The sequence below is a fragment of the Alteromonas sp. G4i13 genome (assembly GCF_054960505.1).
The window spans coordinates 1-20,519 of record NZ_JBHNYX010000013.1; the positions used below are offsets into that span (position 1 = coordinate 1).

Annotated in this window: 22 protein-coding genes; 7 read left to right on the top strand and 15 right to left on the bottom strand. The window is 46.0% G+C overall.

Translation table 11 applies throughout. The annotated features are described in order from the left end of the window. Positions 1 to 54 precede the first annotated feature (54 nt). On the bottom strand, positions 55 to 1,218 hold the full coding sequence (fadA, locus tag ACFI6J_RS08210; RefSeq protein ID WP_061439374.1) for an acetyl-CoA C-acyltransferase FadA: 1,164 nt from the start codon (positions 1,216 to 1,218) through the stop codon (positions 55 to 57). An 18-nt stretch (positions 1,219 to 1,236) separates the two neighbouring features. Beyond that, positions 1,237 to 3,387, bottom strand: coding sequence for a fatty acid oxidation complex subunit alpha FadB (gene fadB / locus ACFI6J_RS08215; RefSeq protein ID WP_014948146.1), 2,151 nt, complete (start codon positions 3,385 to 3,387; stop codon positions 1,237 to 1,239). Positions 3,388 to 3,882: 495 nt separating this feature from the next. Here fadB and ACFI6J_RS08220 point away from each other — a divergent pair, with 495 nt between their 5' ends. The 3 genes from ACFI6J_RS08220 to ACFI6J_RS08230 all read left to right on the top strand — a co-directional run bounded on the left by ACFI6J_RS08220 (position 3,883) and on the right by ACFI6J_RS08230 (position 8,332). Further along, positions 3,883 to 5,946, top strand: a complete 2,064-nt coding sequence (locus ACFI6J_RS08220; RefSeq protein ID WP_348670952.1) for a transglycosylase SLT domain-containing protein — start codon at positions 3,883 to 3,885, stop codon at positions 5,944 to 5,946. A 167-nt stretch (positions 5,947 to 6,113) separates the two neighbouring features. Then, positions 6,114 to 7,445: a Xaa-Pro dipeptidase gene (gene pepQ / locus ACFI6J_RS08225; protein WP_014948148.1), complete on the top strand. Its 1,332-nt coding sequence runs from the start codon at positions 6,114 to 6,116 to the stop codon at positions 7,443 to 7,445. Positions 7,446 to 7,615: 170 nt separating this feature from the next. Next, positions 7,616 to 8,332 carry a ZIP family metal transporter gene (locus ACFI6J_RS08230; RefSeq protein WP_061439380.1) on the top strand — a complete coding sequence of 239 codons (717 nt, stop codon included), beginning with the start codon at positions 7,616 to 7,618 and terminating at the stop codon, positions 8,330 to 8,332. Positions 8,333 to 8,462: 130 nt separating this feature from the next. On the opposite strand, the gene ispB is transcribed toward ACFI6J_RS08230, so the two are convergent. Next, the gene (gene ispB, locus ACFI6J_RS08235) at positions 8,463 to 9,437 is read right to left on the bottom strand and encodes an octaprenyl diphosphate synthase (RefSeq protein ID WP_014948150.1); all 975 of its coding nucleotides are present in this window, start codon (positions 9,435 to 9,437) and stop codon (positions 8,463 to 8,465) included. 775 nt (positions 9,438 to 10,212) lie between these two features. Here ispB and rplU point away from each other — a divergent pair. The 3 genes from rplU to cgtA all read left to right on the top strand — a co-directional run bounded on the left by rplU (position 10,213) and on the right by cgtA (position 12,224). Next, positions 10,213 to 10,524: a 50S ribosomal protein L21 gene (gene rplU, locus ACFI6J_RS08240; protein ID WP_012517169.1), complete on the top strand. Its 312-nt coding sequence runs from the start codon at positions 10,213 to 10,215 to the stop codon at positions 10,522 to 10,524. Positions 10,525 to 10,539: 15 nt separating this feature from the next. Then, complete coding sequence (rpmA, locus tag ACFI6J_RS08245) at positions 10,540 to 10,797, top strand: 50S ribosomal protein L27 (RefSeq protein WP_012517170.1); 258 nt, start codon at positions 10,540 to 10,542, stop codon at positions 10,795 to 10,797. Positions 10,798 to 11,057: 260 nt separating this feature from the next. Beyond that, positions 11,058 to 12,224, top strand: coding sequence for an Obg family GTPase CgtA (gene cgtA, locus ACFI6J_RS08250; protein WP_014948151.1), 1,167 nt, complete (start codon positions 11,058 to 11,060; stop codon positions 12,222 to 12,224). Positions 12,225 to 12,366: 142 nt separating this feature from the next. On the opposite strand, the gene ACFI6J_RS08255 is transcribed toward cgtA, so the two are convergent. The 4 genes from ACFI6J_RS08255 to ACFI6J_RS08270 form a co-directional block, all read right to left on the bottom strand. Next, on the bottom strand, positions 12,367 to 12,654 hold the full coding sequence (locus ACFI6J_RS08255; protein ID WP_061439383.1) for a S24/S26 family peptidase: 288 nt from the start codon (positions 12,652 to 12,654) through the stop codon (positions 12,367 to 12,369). Further along, positions 12,655 to 13,152, bottom strand: a complete 498-nt coding sequence (gene sodN / locus ACFI6J_RS08260; protein ID WP_061439385.1) for a superoxide dismutase, Ni — start codon at positions 13,150 to 13,152, stop codon at positions 12,655 to 12,657. A 13-nt stretch (positions 13,153 to 13,165) separates the two neighbouring features. After that, positions 13,166 to 13,372 carry a hypothetical protein gene (locus tag ACFI6J_RS08265; RefSeq protein ID WP_014978232.1) on the bottom strand — a complete coding sequence of 69 codons (207 nt, stop codon included), beginning with the start codon at positions 13,370 to 13,372 and terminating at the stop codon, positions 13,166 to 13,168. Positions 13,373 to 13,435: 63 nt separating this feature from the next. Further along, positions 13,436 to 13,801 (bottom strand): hypothetical protein, encoded by a 366-nt coding sequence (locus tag ACFI6J_RS08270; RefSeq protein ID WP_014948155.1) that lies wholly within the window; start codon positions 13,799 to 13,801, stop codon positions 13,436 to 13,438. 182 nt (positions 13,802 to 13,983) lie between these two features. On the opposite strand from ACFI6J_RS08270, the gene folA reads away from it, so the two are divergent. Next, positions 13,984 to 14,481, top strand: a complete 498-nt coding sequence (folA, locus tag ACFI6J_RS08275) for a type 3 dihydrofolate reductase (protein WP_039231980.1) — start codon at positions 13,984 to 13,986, stop codon at positions 14,479 to 14,481. Between the two features lie 113 nt (positions 14,482 to 14,594). On the opposite strand, the gene rpoS is transcribed toward folA, so the two are convergent. From rpoS to ftsB, 8 genes are all read right to left on the bottom strand, one after another. Next, positions 14,595 to 15,587: an RNA polymerase sigma factor RpoS gene (rpoS, locus tag ACFI6J_RS08280; RefSeq protein WP_371342002.1), complete on the bottom strand. Its 993-nt coding sequence runs from the start codon at positions 15,585 to 15,587 to the stop codon at positions 14,595 to 14,597. 72 nt (positions 15,588 to 15,659) lie between these two features. Then, positions 15,660 to 16,499: a peptidoglycan DD-metalloendopeptidase family protein gene (locus tag ACFI6J_RS08285; protein WP_052247334.1), complete on the bottom strand. Its 840-nt coding sequence runs from the start codon at positions 16,497 to 16,499 to the stop codon at positions 15,660 to 15,662. Between the two features lie 31 nt (positions 16,500 to 16,530). Then, on the bottom strand, positions 16,531 to 17,109 hold the full coding sequence (locus tag ACFI6J_RS08290; RefSeq protein WP_156077853.1) for a YqaA family protein: 579 nt from the start codon (positions 17,107 to 17,109) through the stop codon (positions 16,531 to 16,533). Further along, positions 17,106 to 17,741, bottom strand: a complete 636-nt coding sequence (locus tag ACFI6J_RS08295; protein ID WP_014948160.1) for a protein-L-isoaspartate(D-aspartate) O-methyltransferase — start codon at positions 17,739 to 17,741, stop codon at positions 17,106 to 17,108. Before ACFI6J_RS08295 ends, ACFI6J_RS08290 begins: the two co-directional genes overlap by 4 nt. Positions 17,742 to 17,821: 80 nt before the next feature. Then, positions 17,822 to 18,907, bottom strand: a complete 1,086-nt coding sequence (gene truD / locus ACFI6J_RS08300; RefSeq protein WP_014975597.1) for a tRNA pseudouridine(13) synthase TruD — start codon at positions 18,905 to 18,907, stop codon at positions 17,822 to 17,824. Then, positions 18,904 to 19,377, bottom strand: a complete 474-nt coding sequence (gene ispF / locus ACFI6J_RS08305) for a 2-C-methyl-D-erythritol 2,4-cyclodiphosphate synthase (protein WP_014948162.1) — start codon at positions 19,375 to 19,377, stop codon at positions 18,904 to 18,906. The genes truD and ispF overlap by 4 nt, the downstream gene beginning before the upstream one ends. Beyond that, entirely contained in the window at positions 19,377 to 20,138 is a 762-nt protein-coding gene (gene ispD, locus ACFI6J_RS08310; protein WP_156077854.1) for a 2-C-methyl-D-erythritol 4-phosphate cytidylyltransferase, read from the bottom strand. Before ispD ends, ispF begins: the two co-directional genes overlap by 1 nt. Positions 20,139 to 20,143: 5 nt before the next feature. After that, entirely contained in the window at positions 20,144 to 20,434 is a 291-nt protein-coding gene (gene ftsB / locus ACFI6J_RS08315; RefSeq protein ID WP_014948164.1) for a cell division protein FtsB, read from the bottom strand. Positions 20,435 to 20,519 lie beyond the last annotated feature (85 nt).

Below are 20,519 nucleotides of genomic sequence, written 5' to 3' on the forward strand. Positions count from 1 at the left end.
AAGGGCCCGAAGGCCCTTTTCAATAATTAGCTTTAAAAGTGCTTATTTAAACGCTTATACACGCTCAAATACGGTAGCAATACCTTGACCTAAACCAATACACATAGTCGCTAAGCCTAGGCTTACGTCTTGTGATTCCATTAGGTTGATAAGCGTACCTGAGATACGTGAACCAGAACAACCTAGTGGGTGACCAAGTGCAATCGCACCACCGTTAAGGTTAATCTTAGTATCTAGGTGGTCCATCCAACCTAGTTGCTTAATGCACGATAGCGCCTGTGCCGCGAACGCTTCGTTAAACTCAGCAAGTTCAATGTCGTCCATTGTTAGGCCAGCGCGCTTAAGGGCTTTCTGTGTTGCTGGCACAGGGCCGTAACCCATAATTGCTGCATCACAACCAGCTACTGCCATCGAGCGAATTTTCGCACGTGGCGTTAGGCCAAGCTCTTTAGCACGGTCTGCTGACATAAGTAGCATGCCCGACGCACCGTCAGACAGCGCAGACGATGTCCCCGCAGTTACTGTACCGTTTACAGGGTCGAACACTGGGCGAAGTGCCGCCATGCTCTCTACTGTACTTTCAGGGCGTACCACTTCGTCATGATCAATAAGCTTTAATACGCCGTTTGCATCGTGACCTTCAACAGGCACAATCTCGTTAGCCCAGCGGCCTTCAAGGTGTGCTTTGTGCGCTAGCTGGTGCGAACGTGCGCCAAATGCGTCTTGTTGTTCACGAGTAATGCCGTTCTGACGACCAAGTAGCTCAGCTGTCATGCCCATCATGCCCGACGCTTTCGCCGTGTACTTAGCAAGACCAGGGTGGAAGTCGATGTTGTAGTTCATCGGTACGTGACCCATGTGCTCAACACCACCAATCATGTAAATGTCACCACGACCGCTCATGATGCCGCTTGTTGCATCGTGAAGGGCTTGCATTGATGAACCACATAAACGGTTAACCGTTACCGCGCCTGTTGTGCGTGGAATTTTTGTTAGTAGTTGCGCGTTACGTGCAACGTTGAAGCCTTGTTCTTTAGTTTGCTGAACACAGCCCCAAATGATGTCTTCAATCTCCGCTGGGTTTACGCCAGGGTTACGCGCTAGTAGCGCGGTCATTAGTGCAGCAGATAGGTCTTCTGCGCGCACATTTCTGAAAACACCGTTTTTTGAACGACCCATAGGGGTACGAACGCAATCGATTACGACTACTTCTTTCATTAGTTTTTCCTCCGGGTCTTATGCGAAATACGATTTACCAGCAGCGGCCATTTCACGAACGCCGTCTGAGATCTGATAAATAGGACCAAGTTCAGCGTACTTGTCTGCCATAGCAACAAAGTTCGCCAAGCCAATGGTTTCAATCCAACGGAAAATACCACCGCGGAATGGAGGGAAACCTAAGCCGTAAAGTAGCGCCATATCTGCTTCAGCTGCGCTATCTACAATGCCTTCTTCTAGGCAGCGAATCGCTTCGTTTGCCATAGGGATCATAAGGCGTGCAATAATGTCGTCTGCTTCAAAGTCTGTCTTCTCAGCTACGTGTGGCGCCATTAGTGCGTAGGCTTCTTCAGCAGGTGTTTTAGACGGCTTGCCGCGCTTATCAACACCATAGTTGTAGAAACCTTTACCGTTCTTCTGACCTAAACGCTGCTCTTTGTAGAAAAGAGTTACCGGGTCATTGTCTAGGCGAGCCATACGCTCTGGAATACCTGCAGCCATTACGTCTGCGGCGTGATCGCCAGTGTCGATGCCTACAACGTCCATTAGGTATGCTGGGCCCATTGGCCAGCCGAAGATTTTTTCCATTACCTTATCAACCGCTACAAAGTCAGCGCCGTCGATAAGTAGCTTACTGAAGCCCGCAAAGTATGGGAACAATACGCGGTTTACCAAGAACCCTGGGCAGTCGTTAACCACAATTGGGGTTTTGCCCATTTTAAGGGTAGCGGCTACTACTGCATTGATGGTTTCTTCAGAGGTTTTTTCGCCACGAATAATTTCAACAAGCGGCATGCGGTGCACTGGGTTAAAGAAGTGCATACCACAGAAGCGCTCTGGCTTGTCTAGGCTTTCAGCGAGCTGATTGATAGAGATAGTAGAAGTGTTTGAACAAATGATAGCGTCGTCCGCTACGTTGTCCTCTACCTCTTTAAGCACAATACCTTTTACCTTCGGGTTTTCTACAACCGCTTCAATAACAAGGTCAGCATCTTTAAGCGTGCTGTACTCAAGGGTAGGCGTGATAGCGTTAAGTGTTTGCGCCATTTTAGTCGCGTCTACTTTACCGCGCTGCATGCCTTTACCAAGAATTTTCGCTGCTTCTGAAAGGCCAAGGTCTAGTGCACCTTGATTGATGTCTTTCATGATAACTGGCGTGCCTTTCACAGCGCTCTGGTATGCGATACCGCCGCCCATGATGCCTGCCCCTAGCACAGCGTTAAGCTTAGATTGCTTAGTAGCTGCTTTCGCTTGCTTTTTACCTTTGCTCTTAACTAGCTGGTCGGCAAGGAAAATACCAATTTGTGCTTTCGCTGCGTCGGTTTTCGCTAACGCTACAAAGCCTTCATTTTCAAGCTTAAGTGCACCTTCACGGTCTAGGCCAGCTGCTTTTTGAACAGTCTCAACCATTTTGTGCGGTGCTGGGTAGTGTTTGCCAGCTTGCGCAAACACCATAGCTTGAGCAGTACTGAAGCTCATCATGGCTTCGTTTTTGTTTAGCTGTAGTGGGGCTTTCTTAACCGCACGACGCGCTTGCCAGTCAAATTTACCGTCAGCGGCGTCTTTAACCATTGAAAGCGCACCTTCAACAAGTGCTTCTGGTGCAACAACGGCATCAACTGCGCCTTCAGCAAGGGCTTTCGCGCCTTTTCTGTCGCGGCCAGTGGTCATCCACTCAAGGGCGTTGTCTGAACCAATAAGGCGAGGTAGACGAACCGTACCACCAAAACCAGGCATTAGGCCTAGTTTAACTTCTGGTAAACCAATTGAAGCAGTAGTGTCTGCAATACGCATGTCACACGCCAATGCCATCTCACAGCCGCCACCTAGAGCGAAGCCGTTAACTGCAGCGATGGTAGGGAAAGGTAGGTCTTCGAAGCGGTCGAATACTTGTGATGTATTGGCAACCCACTGTAGTACTTCTGCATCGTCCATGGCGAATAGGCCAGTGAACTCGGTGATATCAGCACCCACGATAAAGGCAGGTTTTGCACTGCGTACCACTAAGCCTTTAACATCGCCTTTAGCAAGTAGGGCTTGAGTTGCTTCGTCAAGTTCACTCACCGTTTGGCGGTCGAACTTGTTTACTGAACCTTGGGCGTCGAATACCAGCTCAGCAAAGCCGTCTTCTAACAGGCTGACGGAAAGACTTTTGCCTGTGTATATCATTATCATCTCCTTCGGCATTGGCCAGGATGTTAGTGAAGTAATCCAACTAATTTGTAGGGTCGTATGCATTCACTAACGCGTTAGGGTGGCTAGATTCTTTACAAAGCCACACAAAATTTCAACAAAAAATCAAACAAGCGTTTCAATTTGTCTAAGGTAGTGGTCGGATGACTTAAATTCAAGTGTAAATATCGAATTCAAGCTTCATTTCGCCATTGGTGGTTGTATAATGAGCGTTATTGACGCAAAGCGCCAATCCAGCAAAAGAATAATCTACAATCATGTCAACTATGTGTGTAAAGCATAGCTAACGACAGCTGGCACAACATCTTCTTTGGCAAGGAGCCAGGCTGAAATCTTCCTTTCGTTTATCAAACGAACGTAGTGGATCAGTCGCAATGCTGCTTTTTCAGCAACATTTTACAATCAGCTCGATTCGGCAAATTTGCCAGCGCTCATAAGCGTTCGAGTGTAGAGCAGGGTAGGAGTTCTATTGTGTCTGGTTTTTATTTTAGTTCGTGGTTAGGTCAGCGCTCGCTGACAAAAAACAATAAATTGTTCGCCACCGTTGTGGGGGCATTTGTTTGCTCGCTCTCTTCATTTTTCTCTATCGGCGCATGGGCTACACAGCCTTTAACACTACCCGAAGATATTTTCGAAAAGGATCGCGCTCGTTATCTGGAAGTTGAAAAAAAGCTGTTAACGTATTCGAAGCGAAGCGTTCAGCGCCTCGATAACGACATTTATGAACTGGCGCATTATCCGCTTTATCCTTATCTGCTAAGACTCAAACTAGAGCGCACGATGTCAATAAGAACAAAGCGCGAGGTTAAGCAGTTTCTAGAAGATTTCAATGGTCAGCCGGTAAGCTACGGTGTGCGTTATAAATGGCTTAATTACCTTGCTAAGAACGATTATCGCAGCACTTTTTTAGACAATTATCGCCCAGGCATGGGCGCAAGGCTAACCTGTATCGCGCTTAATTACCGTTTAAAAGAAGGTGAAAGCGAACAAGCTATTTTGTCTGAAGTCGACGCTTTATGGCTTCACGGTCAGTCGCAACCGGATGAATGCGATCCGCTTTTTGCTAAGTGGAAAAAAGCTGGCATGATGACACCCGAAATGGTGATCAAGCGCATAGAGATTGCCGCGAAAGAAGATAACCGAAGCATTATCTCTTATCTTAAGCGCCAACTTCCCGGTGATAAGCAATACCTGGCTGACGCGTGGCTATCGGTAACCCGAGACACCAGCCGAGTAAATAGAACGGCGCTCTTTCCACTAAAAAATGCATCGCATGAAGCTGAGGTAATCGTATGGGCGGTCGAGAAACTTGCTTGGCGAAACCCTGACTTAGCCGGCACGGTATTTAACCGCTACAACGACAAAAACGTGTTCTCGCCAGCGCAGCAGCACGTTATGCGAAGAGCAATAGCGCTTAGCTACACGCTAGACCGCCTTCCTCAAGCGCATCATTGGCTTGAACTTGCTGATGTGCAGGGTGCCAGTGAAGATGTAAAGCTTTGGCATATTTCCCATTTGCTTCGCACGAAAAAGTGGCAGGAAGTGGTTAATGTTATTGATAGCGCTCCTGTCAGTTTGCAGCGAGAAGAAAACTATCGCTATTGGAAAGCCCGAGCTTTAGAAGCGCTTGGTCAAACTATGCAGGCTACCGTGCTTTATAAAGAGCTTTCTCAAGAACGCCATTATTATGGCTTTATGGCAAGTGCGCACATAGGCGAAATTCCGTCGCTTGCACACACGCCAGCGCCAAGAGACAAGGCAGCTATTGCCAGTGTGGCGAAAACCCCTGCCACCATGCGCTCTGTTGAATTTTTCAGGTTAGACAGAACCACAGAAGCGCGCCGCGAGTGGTTTTATTTACTGTCACATTTACCCGAATCGAAAGTGACCGATGCGGGCATTTTGGCGTATGAGTGGGGCTTGTACGATCAAGCTATTACCAGTTTTGCGCGAAGTGGCTATTGGGATGATGTCGAGCGCCGATTCCCACTGGCCTTTAACGATGTATTCAGCGAAAAGTCGCAGGCATACAGCATTTCAAAGTCGCTGGCTATGGCTATTGCACGCCGCGAAAGTTCGTTTAGAAGCGATGCTATCTCTTCGGTGGGAGCGGCAGGACTCATGCAGCTTATGCCGGGAACAGCGCGTTATGTAGCAAAAGAGAAAGTAAGTCGTAACACACTTTTTCAGGTAGACGATAACGTTGAATACGGCGTGCAGTACCTTCGTTATTTAATGGACAAGTTAAACAATAACCCAGTGCTGGTGTCCGCATCTTATAACGCTGGTTGGCGTAAAGTGTTGGAATGGTTACCTGCTAATGAAGCGCTGCCCGTGGATATTTGGATTGAGAATATTCCCTACAAAGAAACCCGTGCTTACGTGAAGGCGGTGATGGCGTATCAGCATATTTACGACCAGCAGTTAGGTGGAAACGAGAATATCTTCCCTCAACTTACCCGCGATATGATCCCATCGGCAGATGCAGTAAGTACACATCCGGTAACAGGTACACTGCAACTAGCACCGCGATAGCTATCAAAGGTTAGGCGTATAAGGGTACGCCTTTCATTACGTTATTATTTTACCAGTATGGGAAACTTAACGTATACAACAGCACAGCGGTCTGAGCCAGTATGCATGTCATGCTGGCCTCGTGATACACTAGTAGCTAACTAACGACTAAAAAGATAAGAGGGGCTATGTCGCAACATAAAGCAACCTACCAACAGCATATCGAAGAGCTTCAAGCTAGAACTCGCGAAGCATTACAGCGAGAAGGGCTAGACGGACTAGTTATTCACTCAGGGCAGGGCAAACGTCTTTTCTTGGACGATAATCACTACCCATTTAAGGTAAACCCGCAGTTCAAAGCATGGGTGCCTGTTATTGATAACCCTAACTGTTGGCTGGTGGTAAACGGTGTAGACAAGCCTACGCTTATTTTCTATCGCCCTGAAGATTTCTGGCACAAAGTGCCACCAGAGCCAAATGACTTTTGGACTGACAGCTTCGACATTAAACTACTTCAACAGGCCGATGCGGTAGAGAAATTTCTGCCTTACGATAAAAGCCGTTTTGCCTATGTAGGCGAATATATTGAAGTGGCAAAAGCGTTGGGTTTTGACAATGTAAATCCAGACCGCGTGTTGCATTATTTGCATTATCAACGTGCTTATAAAACCGACTATGAACTTGACTGCATGCGTGAAGCTAACAAGCTGGCGGTGGCAGGTCATAAGGCCGCTGAGCAAGCCTTCCGTGAAGGCAAAAGCGAGTTTGATATCAATCTTGCCTATGCTGCAGCAAGTCGACAAGGTGACAACGACGTACCATATACCAGTATTGTGGCACTTAACGAGCATGCTTCAATTCTGCATTACATGCAGTGTGATACCGTAGCGCCAAAAGAATCACGTTCGTTTCTGATTGATGCGGGTGCAAATTATCATGGCTATGCGGCAGATATTACACGTACTTACGCTCAAGAAGGTGTTCATAATTCAGCGATGTTCCGCGACCTCATTCAAGCGGTAGATAAGGTAACGCTGACCTTAGTCGATTCGTTAAAGCCGGGTGTAGCCTACACAGACATTCACTTGTTAGCCCACGATGGTATTGCGCAAATTCTTCACGATACCGGCATGGTGAATTTAACGCCACCTGAGATTGTGGAAATGGGTATTACACGCACGTTCTTCCCACATGGCATTGGCCATTTCTTGGGGCTGCAGGTACACGATGTGGGCGGATTGGTTAATGATGACAGAGGCACGCCTAAGCCTGCTCCTGATGATCACCCGTTCTTACGCTGCACGCGTATGGTAGAAGCGCGTCAAGTGTTCACTATTGAGCCGGGCCTGTACTTCATCGATAGTCTACTGCGCGACCTTAAAGCGACGCCTGCGTCTAAGTACATCAACTGGGATACCATTGATGCATACAAACCTTTTGGTGGCATTCGCATTGAAGACAACATTATTGTGCATCGCGATAAGAACGAGAACATGACCCGAGATTTGGACTTAAATTAATCGACTTTTTGTGTATAGCCAACACAACCCATCGTTATAAATGCAAAGAGCAGCCTTAAGCTGCTCTTTTTCGTTACGCGTGTAGAAAAGGATTTATTTGTAAACTAATGGTGCTGTGTGCAGTAATCAATAAATAGACAAGCACAGACAACAGCTAGAAAGGAGTCTTTATGGCACAAGGCGATATAGTAGGTTTATTGATAATGGCAACAGTAGCAGGCTTAGCTATGCCCGCAGGCGCTATTTTAGCGACTTATCAAGGCATTCAGCCTAAGTGGCTAGAAAAAGAGTTACGCCATGGCATTTTAGCGTTAGGAGCAGGAGCGCTAATTTCGGCGGTGGGACTTGTGCTCGTACCTGAAGGCATAAAAGACGTATCGGTATTTGCTGCCATAATGTGCTTCGTTGGCGGTGCCTTAGCTTTCATGGCCCTTGATATTTATCTAGCGAAAAAGAAAACCGCAGGCAGCCAGTTAGCTGCCATGCTCAGTGATTTTGTGCCTGAGTCTATCGCACTTGGTACTACGGCAGCGTTAGGCGGAGGTACCATGTTATTAGGCCTACTGATTGCAGTTCAAAACTTACCAGAAGGGTTTAATGCGTATAGGGAAATGTTGCCAAAGAACAAGCAGCGCAGTACCAAACTCATTATTATCTTTGTATTAATGGCGCTACTTGGCCCCTTGTTTAGCTTGTTAGGCTTTTATTATCTAGCGCAGTTCCCCGTTGTAATGAGCGGTATAATGCTGTTTGCCGCAGGTGGAATACTTTATTCGGTGTTTCAGGATATTGCACCGCAAATTCGTATGGAAAACCATTGGCTTCCTCCGCTTGGCGGTATTCTTGGTTTTTTAGTGGGGATGATAGGCTTCATGCTCGAAGGCTAGCTTTTTAATAATTATCTATGCGGACTGGTATTAACTAGTTTTCGTAATTGGTAATTGCCAATAAAAAAAGCGTGTTGCTTACAACACGCCTTTTCATATCACTTATCGACAATTAGTTATCTATCGCTAGTTAGCTTGTACGCTCAATTGAAATGTGTGCCAGCGCGATTAACGCCTCTTTATATTCAGAATCTTCAATAGCGTTTAAGCTGTTAATGGCCATTTGTACTTCTTTTTGCGCACATTCACGTGTGTAGTCCAAAGCACCGGTTTCTTCCATAATGCCTTGAATCCGCGTCAAGTGTGGTAGGCCATTGCTTTGTTCAATAGCTTCTTGAATAAGCGCTTTGTCGTCGTCATTTCTTGCGTGCCACATAGCGTAAAGTAATGGCAGAGTAGGCTTACCTTCAGCTAAGTCGTCGCCGGCATTCTTCCCCATTTCTTCGCTGTCAGCCATGTAGTCAAGTATATCGTCAGCTAGCTGAAAGGCTGTGCCTAGGTGCTTGCCGTATTCTTGCATAGCGTGTTCAATGTGCTCATTTTGGTCGGTCAGCACAGCCGCTAACTGCGTAGCAGCTTCAAACAAACGCGCCGTTTTACCGTAAATAACATCAAAGTAACGTGCTTCTGTGGTGCTGGGATCGTTACAGTTCATCAGCTGTAACACTTCACCTTCAGCAATTTGGTTTGTGGCTTCAGACAGTATCTCCATAACGCGCATGCGTTTAAGGCTCACCATCATTTGGAAAGAACGGGTGTAAAGAAAGTCACCCACTAATACTGATGCCTGATTGCCAAAAATGGCATTGGCCGTTTCCCGCCCTCTGCGCATGGTCGATTCGTCAACCACATCGTCGTGCAACAGGGTAGCGGTATGAATAAATTCAACAATCGCCGCAAGGGTATGGTGATCGTTGTTGTCTATTCCCATAGCCCGCGCACTTAACACGGTAAGAAGTGGGCGTAATCGCTTGCCGCCACTGTTTACAATGTAAAAACCAAGCTGATTAATTAGGGCAACATCAGAGTCGACTTGTTGTTGAATCAGCTGGTTGACCGCCTGCATATCATCATTAGACAGGGCGCGGATTTGATCTATATCCATAGGCATGGCAATAAATACTTACTCTTACGTCTTGGGCAATTATTGGTGGCGATTGTACCTTAATCATCTGTACTATCCACCAAATTGTCTTAAAAAATGACGGCTTAACGCATTTACGTGTAATTCCTCAAATACGGTTAAACCAGATGTGAAAAAGGTGGGGCTGCATTCTTCATATAAATTCTGTTCCGTGTTTAGCGGTTTGCCGCATGTACGCCCCCTTAATCATGCGATCACATGCAATTATAGGTGCTCTCGATAATTTTTCCTGTTAAGTCGCTATTTTTTGACGTTTGTATGAAGAAAACGAAGTGTTTAAGAGCAACTTTGTTTCTCAATTAGGGGAGTAGCATTGCCCCAAATCACAGATACAAAGTGGGGAAGTAGTAATCGTAAAAACGATCCTATTCGTGGGATCTAACAGCTCGATCGCAGTCTGATCGCAATGCATATTTGAGGATCGTTTGCCGATCTCGCTCGCGTGATCTTGCGCTGTTTGGATCGCATTTCTATGTAATTTAACCTATCAATATTTCCATTTTGATTTAATACGACCTAAAAATTTTTACTGTTTTTTCAAAAAAATTTGTGAATTTTTAACGGTTTTTGGGCATTTGAAGCTGCATCAAATACGCAATTGGGGCATAATTCGCCCCATGTTGGAAAAATAATCTATTTTTCTGCGAATCGGGGTTGTGATTTACGGATGTTTCACGTACAATTCGCGCCCTGTTTTTTGAATTGAAGCGTCAGTGGACGCAGAGCGGAGTTAACTATGTACGCGGTTTTCCAAAGTGGCGGTAAACAACACCGTGTGGCCGAAGGCCAAACCGTTCGTCTTGAAAAAATCGAAGTAGCCCCAGGCGAAACGGTTGAATTTGACAAAGTTTTAATGGTAAGCAACGGTGACGACGTAAAAATCGGCACACCAATCGTTGCTGGTGGTAAGGTGACTGCTGAGGTTGTTACACACGGTCGTGGCGATAAAGTAAAAATCGTTAAGTTCCGTCGTCGTAAGCACTCTCGTAAGCAAGCGGGTCACCGTCAGTGGTTCACAGAAGTGAAAATCACTGGTATCAACGCATAATAGGAGCACGAACACATGGCACACAAAAAAGCTGGTGGTAGTACCAAAAACGGTCGTGATTCAGAAAGTAAACGCCTAGGTGTTAAGCGCTTTGGTGGTGAATCTGTTCTTGCTGGTAACATCATTGTTCGTCAACGTGGTACTCGTTTCCACGCTGGTGACAACATGGGTATCGGTAAAGACCACACGTTGTTTGCACTAAAAGACGGTAAAGTTCAGTTCGACGTTAAAGGACCGAAGAACCGTAAATTTGTAAGCATCGTAGCTGAGTAAGCGCGTAAGCTTCTCGCCGAACAGGCTTAGAAAAACCCCGCGCTTGCGGGGTTTTTTGTTTTGTGAAACCTTTCTTTCTTTTTCTGTTCTTAATTAATAGCGATTATATTCTGAAAATGAATTAGCGTTGAGCAAGGTTTTACTTCTCAATTTTTTAGAATGCTGAGTAGACTCAAAAGCGCCGATGCGCAATTTGGTGTAAACTTAGTATTCGCATTAAATAAGTTAATAACCCACGGCATTACAGCCCGGAGTGATAAATGAAATTTGTAGATGAAGCTGAAATTCGCGTTGAAGCCGGTGACGGCGGCAACGGTACAATTGGCTTTAGAAGGGAAAAATACGTACCTAAAGGTGGCCCAGACGGTGGCGACGGTGGTGACGGCGGCAGTGTATTTTTACAGGCCGATGAAAACCTAAATACATTGATCGATTATCGCTTTGAGCGCTTTCACCGTGCTGAGCGTGGCCAAAATGGTCAAGGCGGCAACTGTATCGGTAAGAAAGGTAAAGACCTCACCGTAATGGTGCCTGTTGGCACGCGTGCTACTGATAGTGATACTGGCGAAGTATTAGGTGACCTGACTCGTCATGGTCAAAAGCTTAAAGTGGCACAAGGTGGTTTTCACGGTTTAGGTAATGCCCGCTTTAAAAGCAGTACGAACCGTGCCCCACGTCAAAAGACCAATGGTACACCAGGTGAAATTCGTAACCTTAAGCTAGAGCTTATGCTTCTAGCCGATGTTGGCTTACTTGGTATGCCTAACGCAGGTAAATCAACCTTTATCCGCTCTGTATCAGCAGCTAAGCCTAAAGTGGCTGATTATCCGTTTACAACCCTTGTGCCTAACTTAGGGGTGGTTCGTCAAGATTCACAGCGAAGCTTCGTTGTTGCGGATATTCCTGGTTTGATAGAAGGTGCTGCCGATGGTGCTGGCCTAGGTATACGCTTCTTAAAACACTTAGAGCGCTGTCGTATCTTGCTTCACGTGGTAGATATTTTCCCTGTTGATGAAACGGATCCTGCCGAGCACGCAAAAGCGATCATTGAAGAGCTTGAAAAATACAGCCCTAAATTGGCAGAAAAGCCCCGTTGGTTAGTATTTAATAAAGTCGATTTACTACTTGAAGAAGAAGCTGAAGAACGCTGTCAGCACGTGATCGATGCACTAGGTTGGGAAGGCCCAGTTTATCAAATCTCTGCGTTCCAAAAGATGAACCTAGATCCTTTGTGTAACGACATTATGGACTTCATTGAAACTCTTCCAGCTGAACTGGAAGAGGAAGAAGAGAAGAAAGAAGTAGAATTCAAGTGGGACACTTACCACAAGAATACACTTGAAGCTCATGATGAGTTTGAAGATGACCTAGATGACGACGACTGGGACGAAGACGATTACGACGTGGAAGTTGAGTATCGTCGCTGAGAAACAGTCGTTGAGAAACAATTACTCATAACCAGTGCTCTAAAGCAAATTAGAACAAAAAAAGCTCGCATCGTTGCAAAGACAACGTGCGAGCTTTTTTGTAAGTAACGCGGTTAGGCTAATGCACCCTCATCGTGCTGGCTTACTCACTGATATGATAGATAACCTTTCCCAGCAATTGAGCGCGAGTAAACTTACCCATGGCCTCTTGGCTTACAGAGTGGGCCTTGTTATCGCCCGTTAAGGTAAACGTTCCGTCGATGTTAACATGGTCTACCCTTTTGATAATTACGCCGTAAGTGCTGCTTTTAACAACTACGATTTGCCCACTACGCAGCCACCTAAAAGGCCATCTCATTGCACAGACAAAGTCACCGTCGTTTAGAGAAGGCAACATGCTGCTCCCCGTAACTCGCATAATTTTAAACATTTAGAGGTCGGGATAAACCACTTCTTCAGAAGGTGGATAGGGGCACGTTGCTTTTTTGGTTGCGACATTTTTGGTTGCCCAAAAACGCTCGGCAAATTCATTCACTAACGAAAGCAGCTCTTCAGCTTTTTCTCTGCTGACGTGTTGCTTACACCCAGAACCGGCCAGCATGATTTTATGTACCAGCTCGTTAGTGTCTGGAAACTTCTCAAACTGAGGGGCTTTAAAGTAATCGCCCCATATTACCCTGACTTCTTGCTTTACTTTCTCTGCATGGGTTTCCTTTTCTGCTACTAGGCGGCTCATTTGCGCTTGATCTGCGAACGTAAGTGTCTCTTTTTCGGCCAGTTCGTTAAGTAGGTCTACGAAGCGAATAACACTCAACGCAGCCAACTGCGCCGAAAACGGATCGTAAATTTTGCAAGGAATGTCGCAATGTGCGCTAACCGCAGGGAATGGGCTAACGGCATGAAGTTTTGAGAGTAATTGATGAATCATAATTTGTACCCCCTTACTTTGCTGAGCGCTTTTTAGCGTTGAAGTATTTGTAAGCCGCAAAGCCACACGCAGCTGCACAGCCTACAAGCGACGCGTAAAACAGAGCATGCATAACACCGCTAGTCCAGTGTTCATGATCGTGTCCTGCATGAGCGAATGCGCCTGAACTAAATACAGCGGCGTATAGCATTAGAGCTGAGCGTTTAAGGTTAACTTTCATGAATTCTCCTAAAGCGTTAGTAAAAGTAAGGTGAAGTAGTTAGGCGCATAAGTATCGGTGCAACTACACGGCGAAGCGCAGTGGTACATTGCTGTTCACGATGTTGTTCGAGGCGCTGATGACAGTATGAGCTCTGTCGACAATGGCGTTTCGGTGGTGAGGCAGTTTCAGATGAAAGTATGTCTCTTCAAGCAAGCTTGTTAAGCCCATAATCTTAGCTGTCATTGCGTTGTTCTCACCGCCGTCTACCTCAAGCAGAATAACGGCGATATCAAACGCACAGCCAAGGTATGGAATTGCTTCACTGAACTGACCGCTTTGCATAAGCATTGTGCCTTGCATTTCATCGCGCGCCATTACGTGTAGGGCCTGTTCTGGGTTGTTGTAAACCCAATCTGCGTGTTTAGGGCATAGATAGTTTATTTGCATTGTCGCGACCTCCTGTATACACACTAGAACAGTTAAAATAATAATGCAAATGATAACTGTTTCTATTTGTTGGGTGTTAAAGCGATACCCTTTGAGCCAATACACATTTGGTCGCTGATATTGATATACTGCCGCGGTTCAACAATAAAAACGGCTTTATAGGTAATGAAATGAAGATAGCGATGATTGCTGCTATGGCGAAAAACAGAATTATAGGCGCAGATAATGATATGCCGTGGCACTTACCGGCTGATTTAAAACACTTTAAAGCGATCACCTTAGGCAAAGCCGTCATAATGGGCCGCAAAACCTATGAGTCAATCGGAAGGGCATTACCTGGCAGGCCAAACATTGTTATAACGAGTAATGCTGACTACAGCTTATCTGACGCGACGGTAGTAGATTCACCAGAGTCAGCGATTGAGGTAGCCAAAGCGCTAAGCGCAGAGAACAGCGACAACGATGAAATAATGATTATCGGTGGCGGTACTATTTACCAAACGTTCTTAGATAGCGCTGACACTTTGTATCTCACACATATTGATTTGACTGTTGACGGAGATACACAGTTCCCAGACTATGAGGCGGCAGCAAGTTGGACGGAAGTATCACGTGATGAACATGACGCCGATGAGAAAAATCCTCACCCTTACACATTCGTTACTCTCGTTCGAAACTAACGGAGAGATTGGAACTAGGTCCAATTTAAAATAAAAAAATGCCAGTGTTGTGAAACTCAAAAATTGAGAGCTTCACAACACTGGCATTTTTATTTTTGCGTTGCGCGCAGATGCTACTTCATTTGGTCGAACAGGTTCTCTAATGAAAGACCCTGATGACCCAACATATCGCGAAGACGGCGAAGTGCTTCTACTTGAATTTGACGAACACGTTCACGTGTTAAGCCAATTTCGGCACCCACATCCTCAAGTGTTGAAGGTTCATATCCCATAAGACCGAAACGACGAGCAAGTACTTCGCGTTGCTTGGGGTTTAGTTCTTCAAGCCAGGTTACAATATTACTTTTGATATCTGAGTCTTGTAAGCTCTCTTCAGGGCTAAACTCTTTCTCGTCAGCAATAATGTCGAGGAGAGCTTTATCATTTTCTCCACCAATAGGTGTATCGACAGAGGTAATGCGCTCGTTTAAACGCAACATCTTAGTGACATCTTCTACAGGCTTATCAAGCGCTAGTGCAATTTCTTCTGCAGTTGGCTCATGATCAAGCTTTTGTGAAAGTTCACGAGAAGCACGTAAATAAACGTTTAGTTCTTTCACTACATGAATAGGCAAACGAATGGTGCGCGTTTGGTTCATGATAGCGCGTTCGATGGTTTGGCGTATCCACCATGTGGCGTATGTTGAAAAGCGGAATCCGCGTTCAGGATCAAACTTCTCTACGGCACGAATTAGTCCTAAATTGCCTTCTTCGATTAAATCTAGAAGTGCCAACCCACGGTTGTTATAACGGCGAGCAATCTTAACAACAAGGCGAAGGTTGCTTACAATCATACGTTTACGAGAGGCTTCGCAGCCTTTCAGTGAGCGGCGCGCAAAATAAACTTCTTCTTCTGCGGTTAGCAGTGGTGAAAAACCAATCTCGCCTAGATAAAGCTGTGTGGCATCTAGGTTTTTAGGTTGGTCATCCTGACTGAAAATAGCGTCGTCATTTTCTAGGTCAGCGTCGTTAACTAAGGTTTCGTCAGCTTTCATATCAGCTGGCATATCGATGACTTCTACATCATCTTGCGGTTTTGATTCTAAGGCTTTATTTGACTTACCCATCATGAATCTCCTGCTACAAGGTTTACCTTATGACGTTTCTCCTTTGTCTTTTTTTATTGTTATTTATTTTTATTATTTTAATGCTGGCAGGTATTTCATAGGGTCTAATGATTTCCCTCTATACCTAACTTCAAAGTGAAGTTTTACCGAATTTGTTCCGCTGTCACCCATGGTTGCAATTTGCTGCCCTGCCGACACCCATTCTCGTTCTTTGACTAAAATAGTGTCGTTGTAGGCATAGGCACTTAGAAAGGTATCTGTATGCTTAATGATAACCAGATTACCGTAACCTCTTAGTGCGCTACCTGAGTAAACAACTTTTCCATCTGCTGCCGCTACGACTTTACTGCCTTTAGCACCAGCGATATCAATACCTTTGTTGCCTGACTCTGACTTACTGAAGGTTCCAACTACCTTACCTTCTGCAGGCCACACCCACTCTTGTACTTTGTCTGGAAAACTCGTCGGTGTTTGTTTTTTGACGCTTTGTGACGGCTTCTTGACAGTTGTAACATTTTGTGGCTTAACAACTTTTTCACTTTCACGATACGCCTGTGGTTGTGGGCGGTCAACCAAACTTTTGTCTACATTTGATGTGGTCGGAGCTGTTGACTGATTGGTCTTGGACTTAGGTATAACGGGGGCTGTAGCCACATTCGAAGGTGGCGTGACGTTTAAAACTTGACCAGGGAAAATGGTGTAAGGAGCTGATAATTGGTTGTATTTTGCTAAGTCGCGATAGTCATTTCCCGTGTACCATGCCACCGCATAGAGGGTGTCTCCCCGTTGAACTTTATAGGTTTTTTTTGTGTATTCTTCGCTTCCATCTGAAACTTGGCTATTTAATAAAACCACGGGAGCGGGTGCACTTCTTCCTGCACAGCCCCCGATGAGTACACAAATATATAACAAAATTCCTATGTGAAGGTGGGGCCTACGCATGTCATCGCAATAGTAAATAAGCGAATAATGCGAGGATGACTACTCCCCATCCAAGCACTTCTACATACTGCCTTAGCTTTTGCTCCATGGCTGCGCCCCCCCAGCGCATGAGTGCTGCGACCAAAAAGAAGCGTGCGCCTCGACCAACAGCAGATGCCAGTACAAATGGCAAGAAGGCCATTTGCAAGAAGCCAGCACTCACAGTGAAAATTTTATAAGGGATAGGTGAGAAACCAGCAAGAAAAACTACCCATACGCCGTAGTCTTTAAACCACTGCATTGCCGTGTCTATTTTGTGGGTATACCCCCAGCTCTCGATAAGCGGAGCCAGCCAAGCATCGAAAGCAAAGTAACCAAGCCAATAGCCAGCTATACCGCCCAAAATCGACGCGATGGTCGTAATAAAAGCGAACTGCCATGCTCTAGCAGGCTGAGACAGTGCCATTGGCGCAAGCATAACATCAGGTGGAATAGGGAAGAAAACCGACTCTGAGAAGCTTAACCCACCCAAATATTTGGTTGCGTGACGATGTCTCGCCCAGCGTAACGCCATGTCATAACATGGCTCAAAAAGCTTCACATTAGCTCTCCTGCTACAAGGGGAACAAATCGGACCGATTCAATGGTCGATGTTTTTAGTTCACCTTCAATCCTATCAATACACAGTAACGATTGTTGCTCGTTACCTACGGGAATAATCAACCGCCCGCCTTCTTTAAGCTGATCGCACAAATCCTGTGGAAGACTTGCAGCGGCGGCGGTGACAATAATGGCATCGTAAGGGCCCTTGGACGCCCAACCTTTCCAACCATCGCCGTGTTTCATTGCAATATTGTGAAGGTCGAGCTGATTCATTCGACGTTTCGCTTGGAACTGCAATGATTTAATACGTTCAACACTGAATACTTTGGCAAAAAGCTGCGCGAGTATAGCGGTCTGATAACCTGAACCCGTGCCTATTTCTAACACTTTCTCGGGTTTATTAGGGCTATCTAGCAGCAACTCTGTCATTTTCGCAACAATATAAGGCTGCGAAATGGTTTGGCCTTGACCTATTGGCAATGCCGTATTTTGATAGGCCTTATGTTTCAGCGCGTCGGGTAAAAAGCTCTCCCGCGGCGTACCAGCAATGGCGTTCAATACTGCTTGCGAACGTATTCCCTCGTTATAAAGCAGTTGTGCTAACGCGTCTCCTTTTCTAGAAGCTCTCATGATGTTGCGTACTTTCCTTTATTCTTATCCACAGCCACGCGAGGTTTAGTCTGTTGCGCGCCACGCTTTCTCAATACTCTTTACACCCTGTTAATTGGGGACAAGGTTTCCACGCACTCTCTAAGGACTGAGGTTGCAAAGCAGCCACTTGGAAGCGCAAACGAGATAGTAAATGTATCACCCTTACTCTGCCATTCAAGCTGTGAAGGCCAAATTTTTATCGCGCGACGCTCTTGTTCGAACCCGCACTGGCTTAAAAAGTCGATAACTTCACTATTTTGCTCTGCAACAGATTGCTCAAGTGCTAGTGTGTCAGCTTGCGTAACAAGTTCACCTTTACCCCACAGCGGTGCTGAAGGGCATACGTCTTTGGCATTAAAACGACGTTGTGCGTCTTGCTGCTGCTCAGAGCCGTCGGAACCTTCGTTGATGAAAAAGCTGTTAGAACCTGAAAGCACCAGCGCGTCGCCGTGAGTGACCTTGTCGAACATGTCTTTTTCTAAGCGTGCAGAAAGCATTTCATTAAATAGCCAGCTGCGCAGTGCAGAAAGCGCCATGGAACGTTTGTTGCGGTGTCTGATGGTTTCACCGTTTACCATTCGCTCGGCCATTACCAGGTTTCCACCGCGTTGCACTTCACCCATGTCATTTAAGCGCATTACGCCAAAGCGTTGTTCGCCGTAATAGTTCGGCACACCGTGCTTTTCAATTTCTTGAAGACGCTCTTCAATGGCCTCAGGATGCAGTACCTGGCGCAAGGTAATCGTAAAGTGATTGCCTTTAAGCTGACCCGTTCGCAACTTTTTATTGTGACGCATTTGCTTAAGCACTTTAACGCCTTCCAGTTCAAAGTTGCTGAAGTCGAAGTCAGGCTTACCCGGCGCATGAATACCAAACCACTGTTGCGTTACCGCGTATTTGTCTTTGCGACCAGCATAGGTAATTTGGCGTAATGGAAGGTTAACGAAACGGGCTAGCTGCTCAGCGACAAACGCGGTATTGGTGTTGGTTTTTTCAATAAATACAAACTGGTGCTCGCCTTCACCACAAGGGGTATAACCCAAATCCTCGACAACTTGAAAATCGTCGGCTTGGAATTTAAAAATACCGGTGGATACAGGTTTTGCGAAATAGTACTGCCAGTGGTCAGTGTGTAAAGGCTTCATAATTTTTCCAGTAGAACAACGGCGTGAGAGGCAATGCCTTCTTTACGGCCTGTATAGCCTAGCTTTTCAGTGGTCGTTGCTTTTACGTTGATGTCGTCAAGCGATACGTTGCAGTCTTGGGCAATAATCTCACGCATAGCAGTAATATGCGGCGCCATCTTAGGTGCTTGCGCCACAATGGTCATATCTGCATTACTTAAGCGGTAACCTTTCTCCCTTACTACATTGACAACGTGACGCAGCAGCACGCGGCTGTCTGCACCCGCGTATGCGTCGTCTGTGTCAGGGAAGTGCTTGCCAATATCACCGAGTGCTGCTGCACCTAGCATTGCATCACACAGTGCGTGTAGTAATACATCGCCATCTGAGTGAGCTAACAGTCCTTGCTCATAGTCGATACTGACGCCACCTATTGTGATGGGGCCTTCACCGCCAAACTTGTGTACATCAAATCCGTGTCCAATTCGCATTATGATTGTGCCTTTTGATTTTTTGCGCTGTGGCTTTGAGCTCTGTAGTTTTGAGCGTTCTGGCCTTGCGCGCTTAATTTTTGCTTAAGATAAAATTCTGCCAAAGGAAGATCGGCCGGATGCGTTATTTTTATATTTGCCGGACTTCCGCTTACCATGGCAACTTTGTAGCCTTCAAGCTCCATGGCAGAGGCTTCGTCTGTGATATTCGCGCCCTGTGATAAACCATTTTGAAGCGCGCGTTTTAGCAATGTTGCTGGAAAAAGTTGAGGCGTTAAAGCGTGCCAAAGACCGTCCCGGTCTTCAGTGTGAGAAATAACATTTGTTGAAGGTCTGACCCGCTTCATGGTGTCACGAACAGGGGTAGCTAGAATACCGCCAGAAACGTTATCACTGCTCATTAATTCGAGCAGTGCGGAAATATCGCTCTCTTCTATACAAGGCCTCGCGGCATCGTGAACCAGTGCCCAATCGTTCTCGCCAAGTGACATAAGCCCGTTCAATACACTATCAGCGCGTTCCTTTCCGCCATCTACAACGCGAATGGGTTTTTCACGTAACCGATATTGATCAAAATACGCGTCACCTGGGCTTATCGCTACGATCACGTCATCGATTAACGGATGCTGTAGCAGCGCGTCAATCGTGTGTTCAAGAATGGTTTTACCATTTAAGGTGAGGTATTGCTTTGGGCGGTCAGCCTGCATTCGGCTGCCAACTCCGGCTGCGGGGATAACCGCAACAACGCGGGGCGATGTCATTTTCTTCACTTAGAATCTGCGGGCAAAATACGGTAGAAGGTTTCTCCCTTTTTGATCAGACCGAGTTCATTTCGGGCTCTTTCCTCAATGGCTTCTAGACCAATTTTTAAATCGCTAATATCAGCTTTAAGTAGGGCATTGCGCTGAGCGAGGTTGGCATTTTGAAGGGCTTGAGAGTGAACTTCTTGTTTTCGGTTGAAGTAATCGGGAATACTATTTTTTCCAAACCATAGCCTGTATTGCAATAGACCAAGCAGTACTATCAATACAATGGGAAGCCATTTACCTTGCAACACAGATTCACCTGACAATGTGGTTAAGCGGAAAAAAAGCAGAGGCTCTTCGCCTCTGCTGTGTCTTATTATGCCGCGAAGCAGCGTC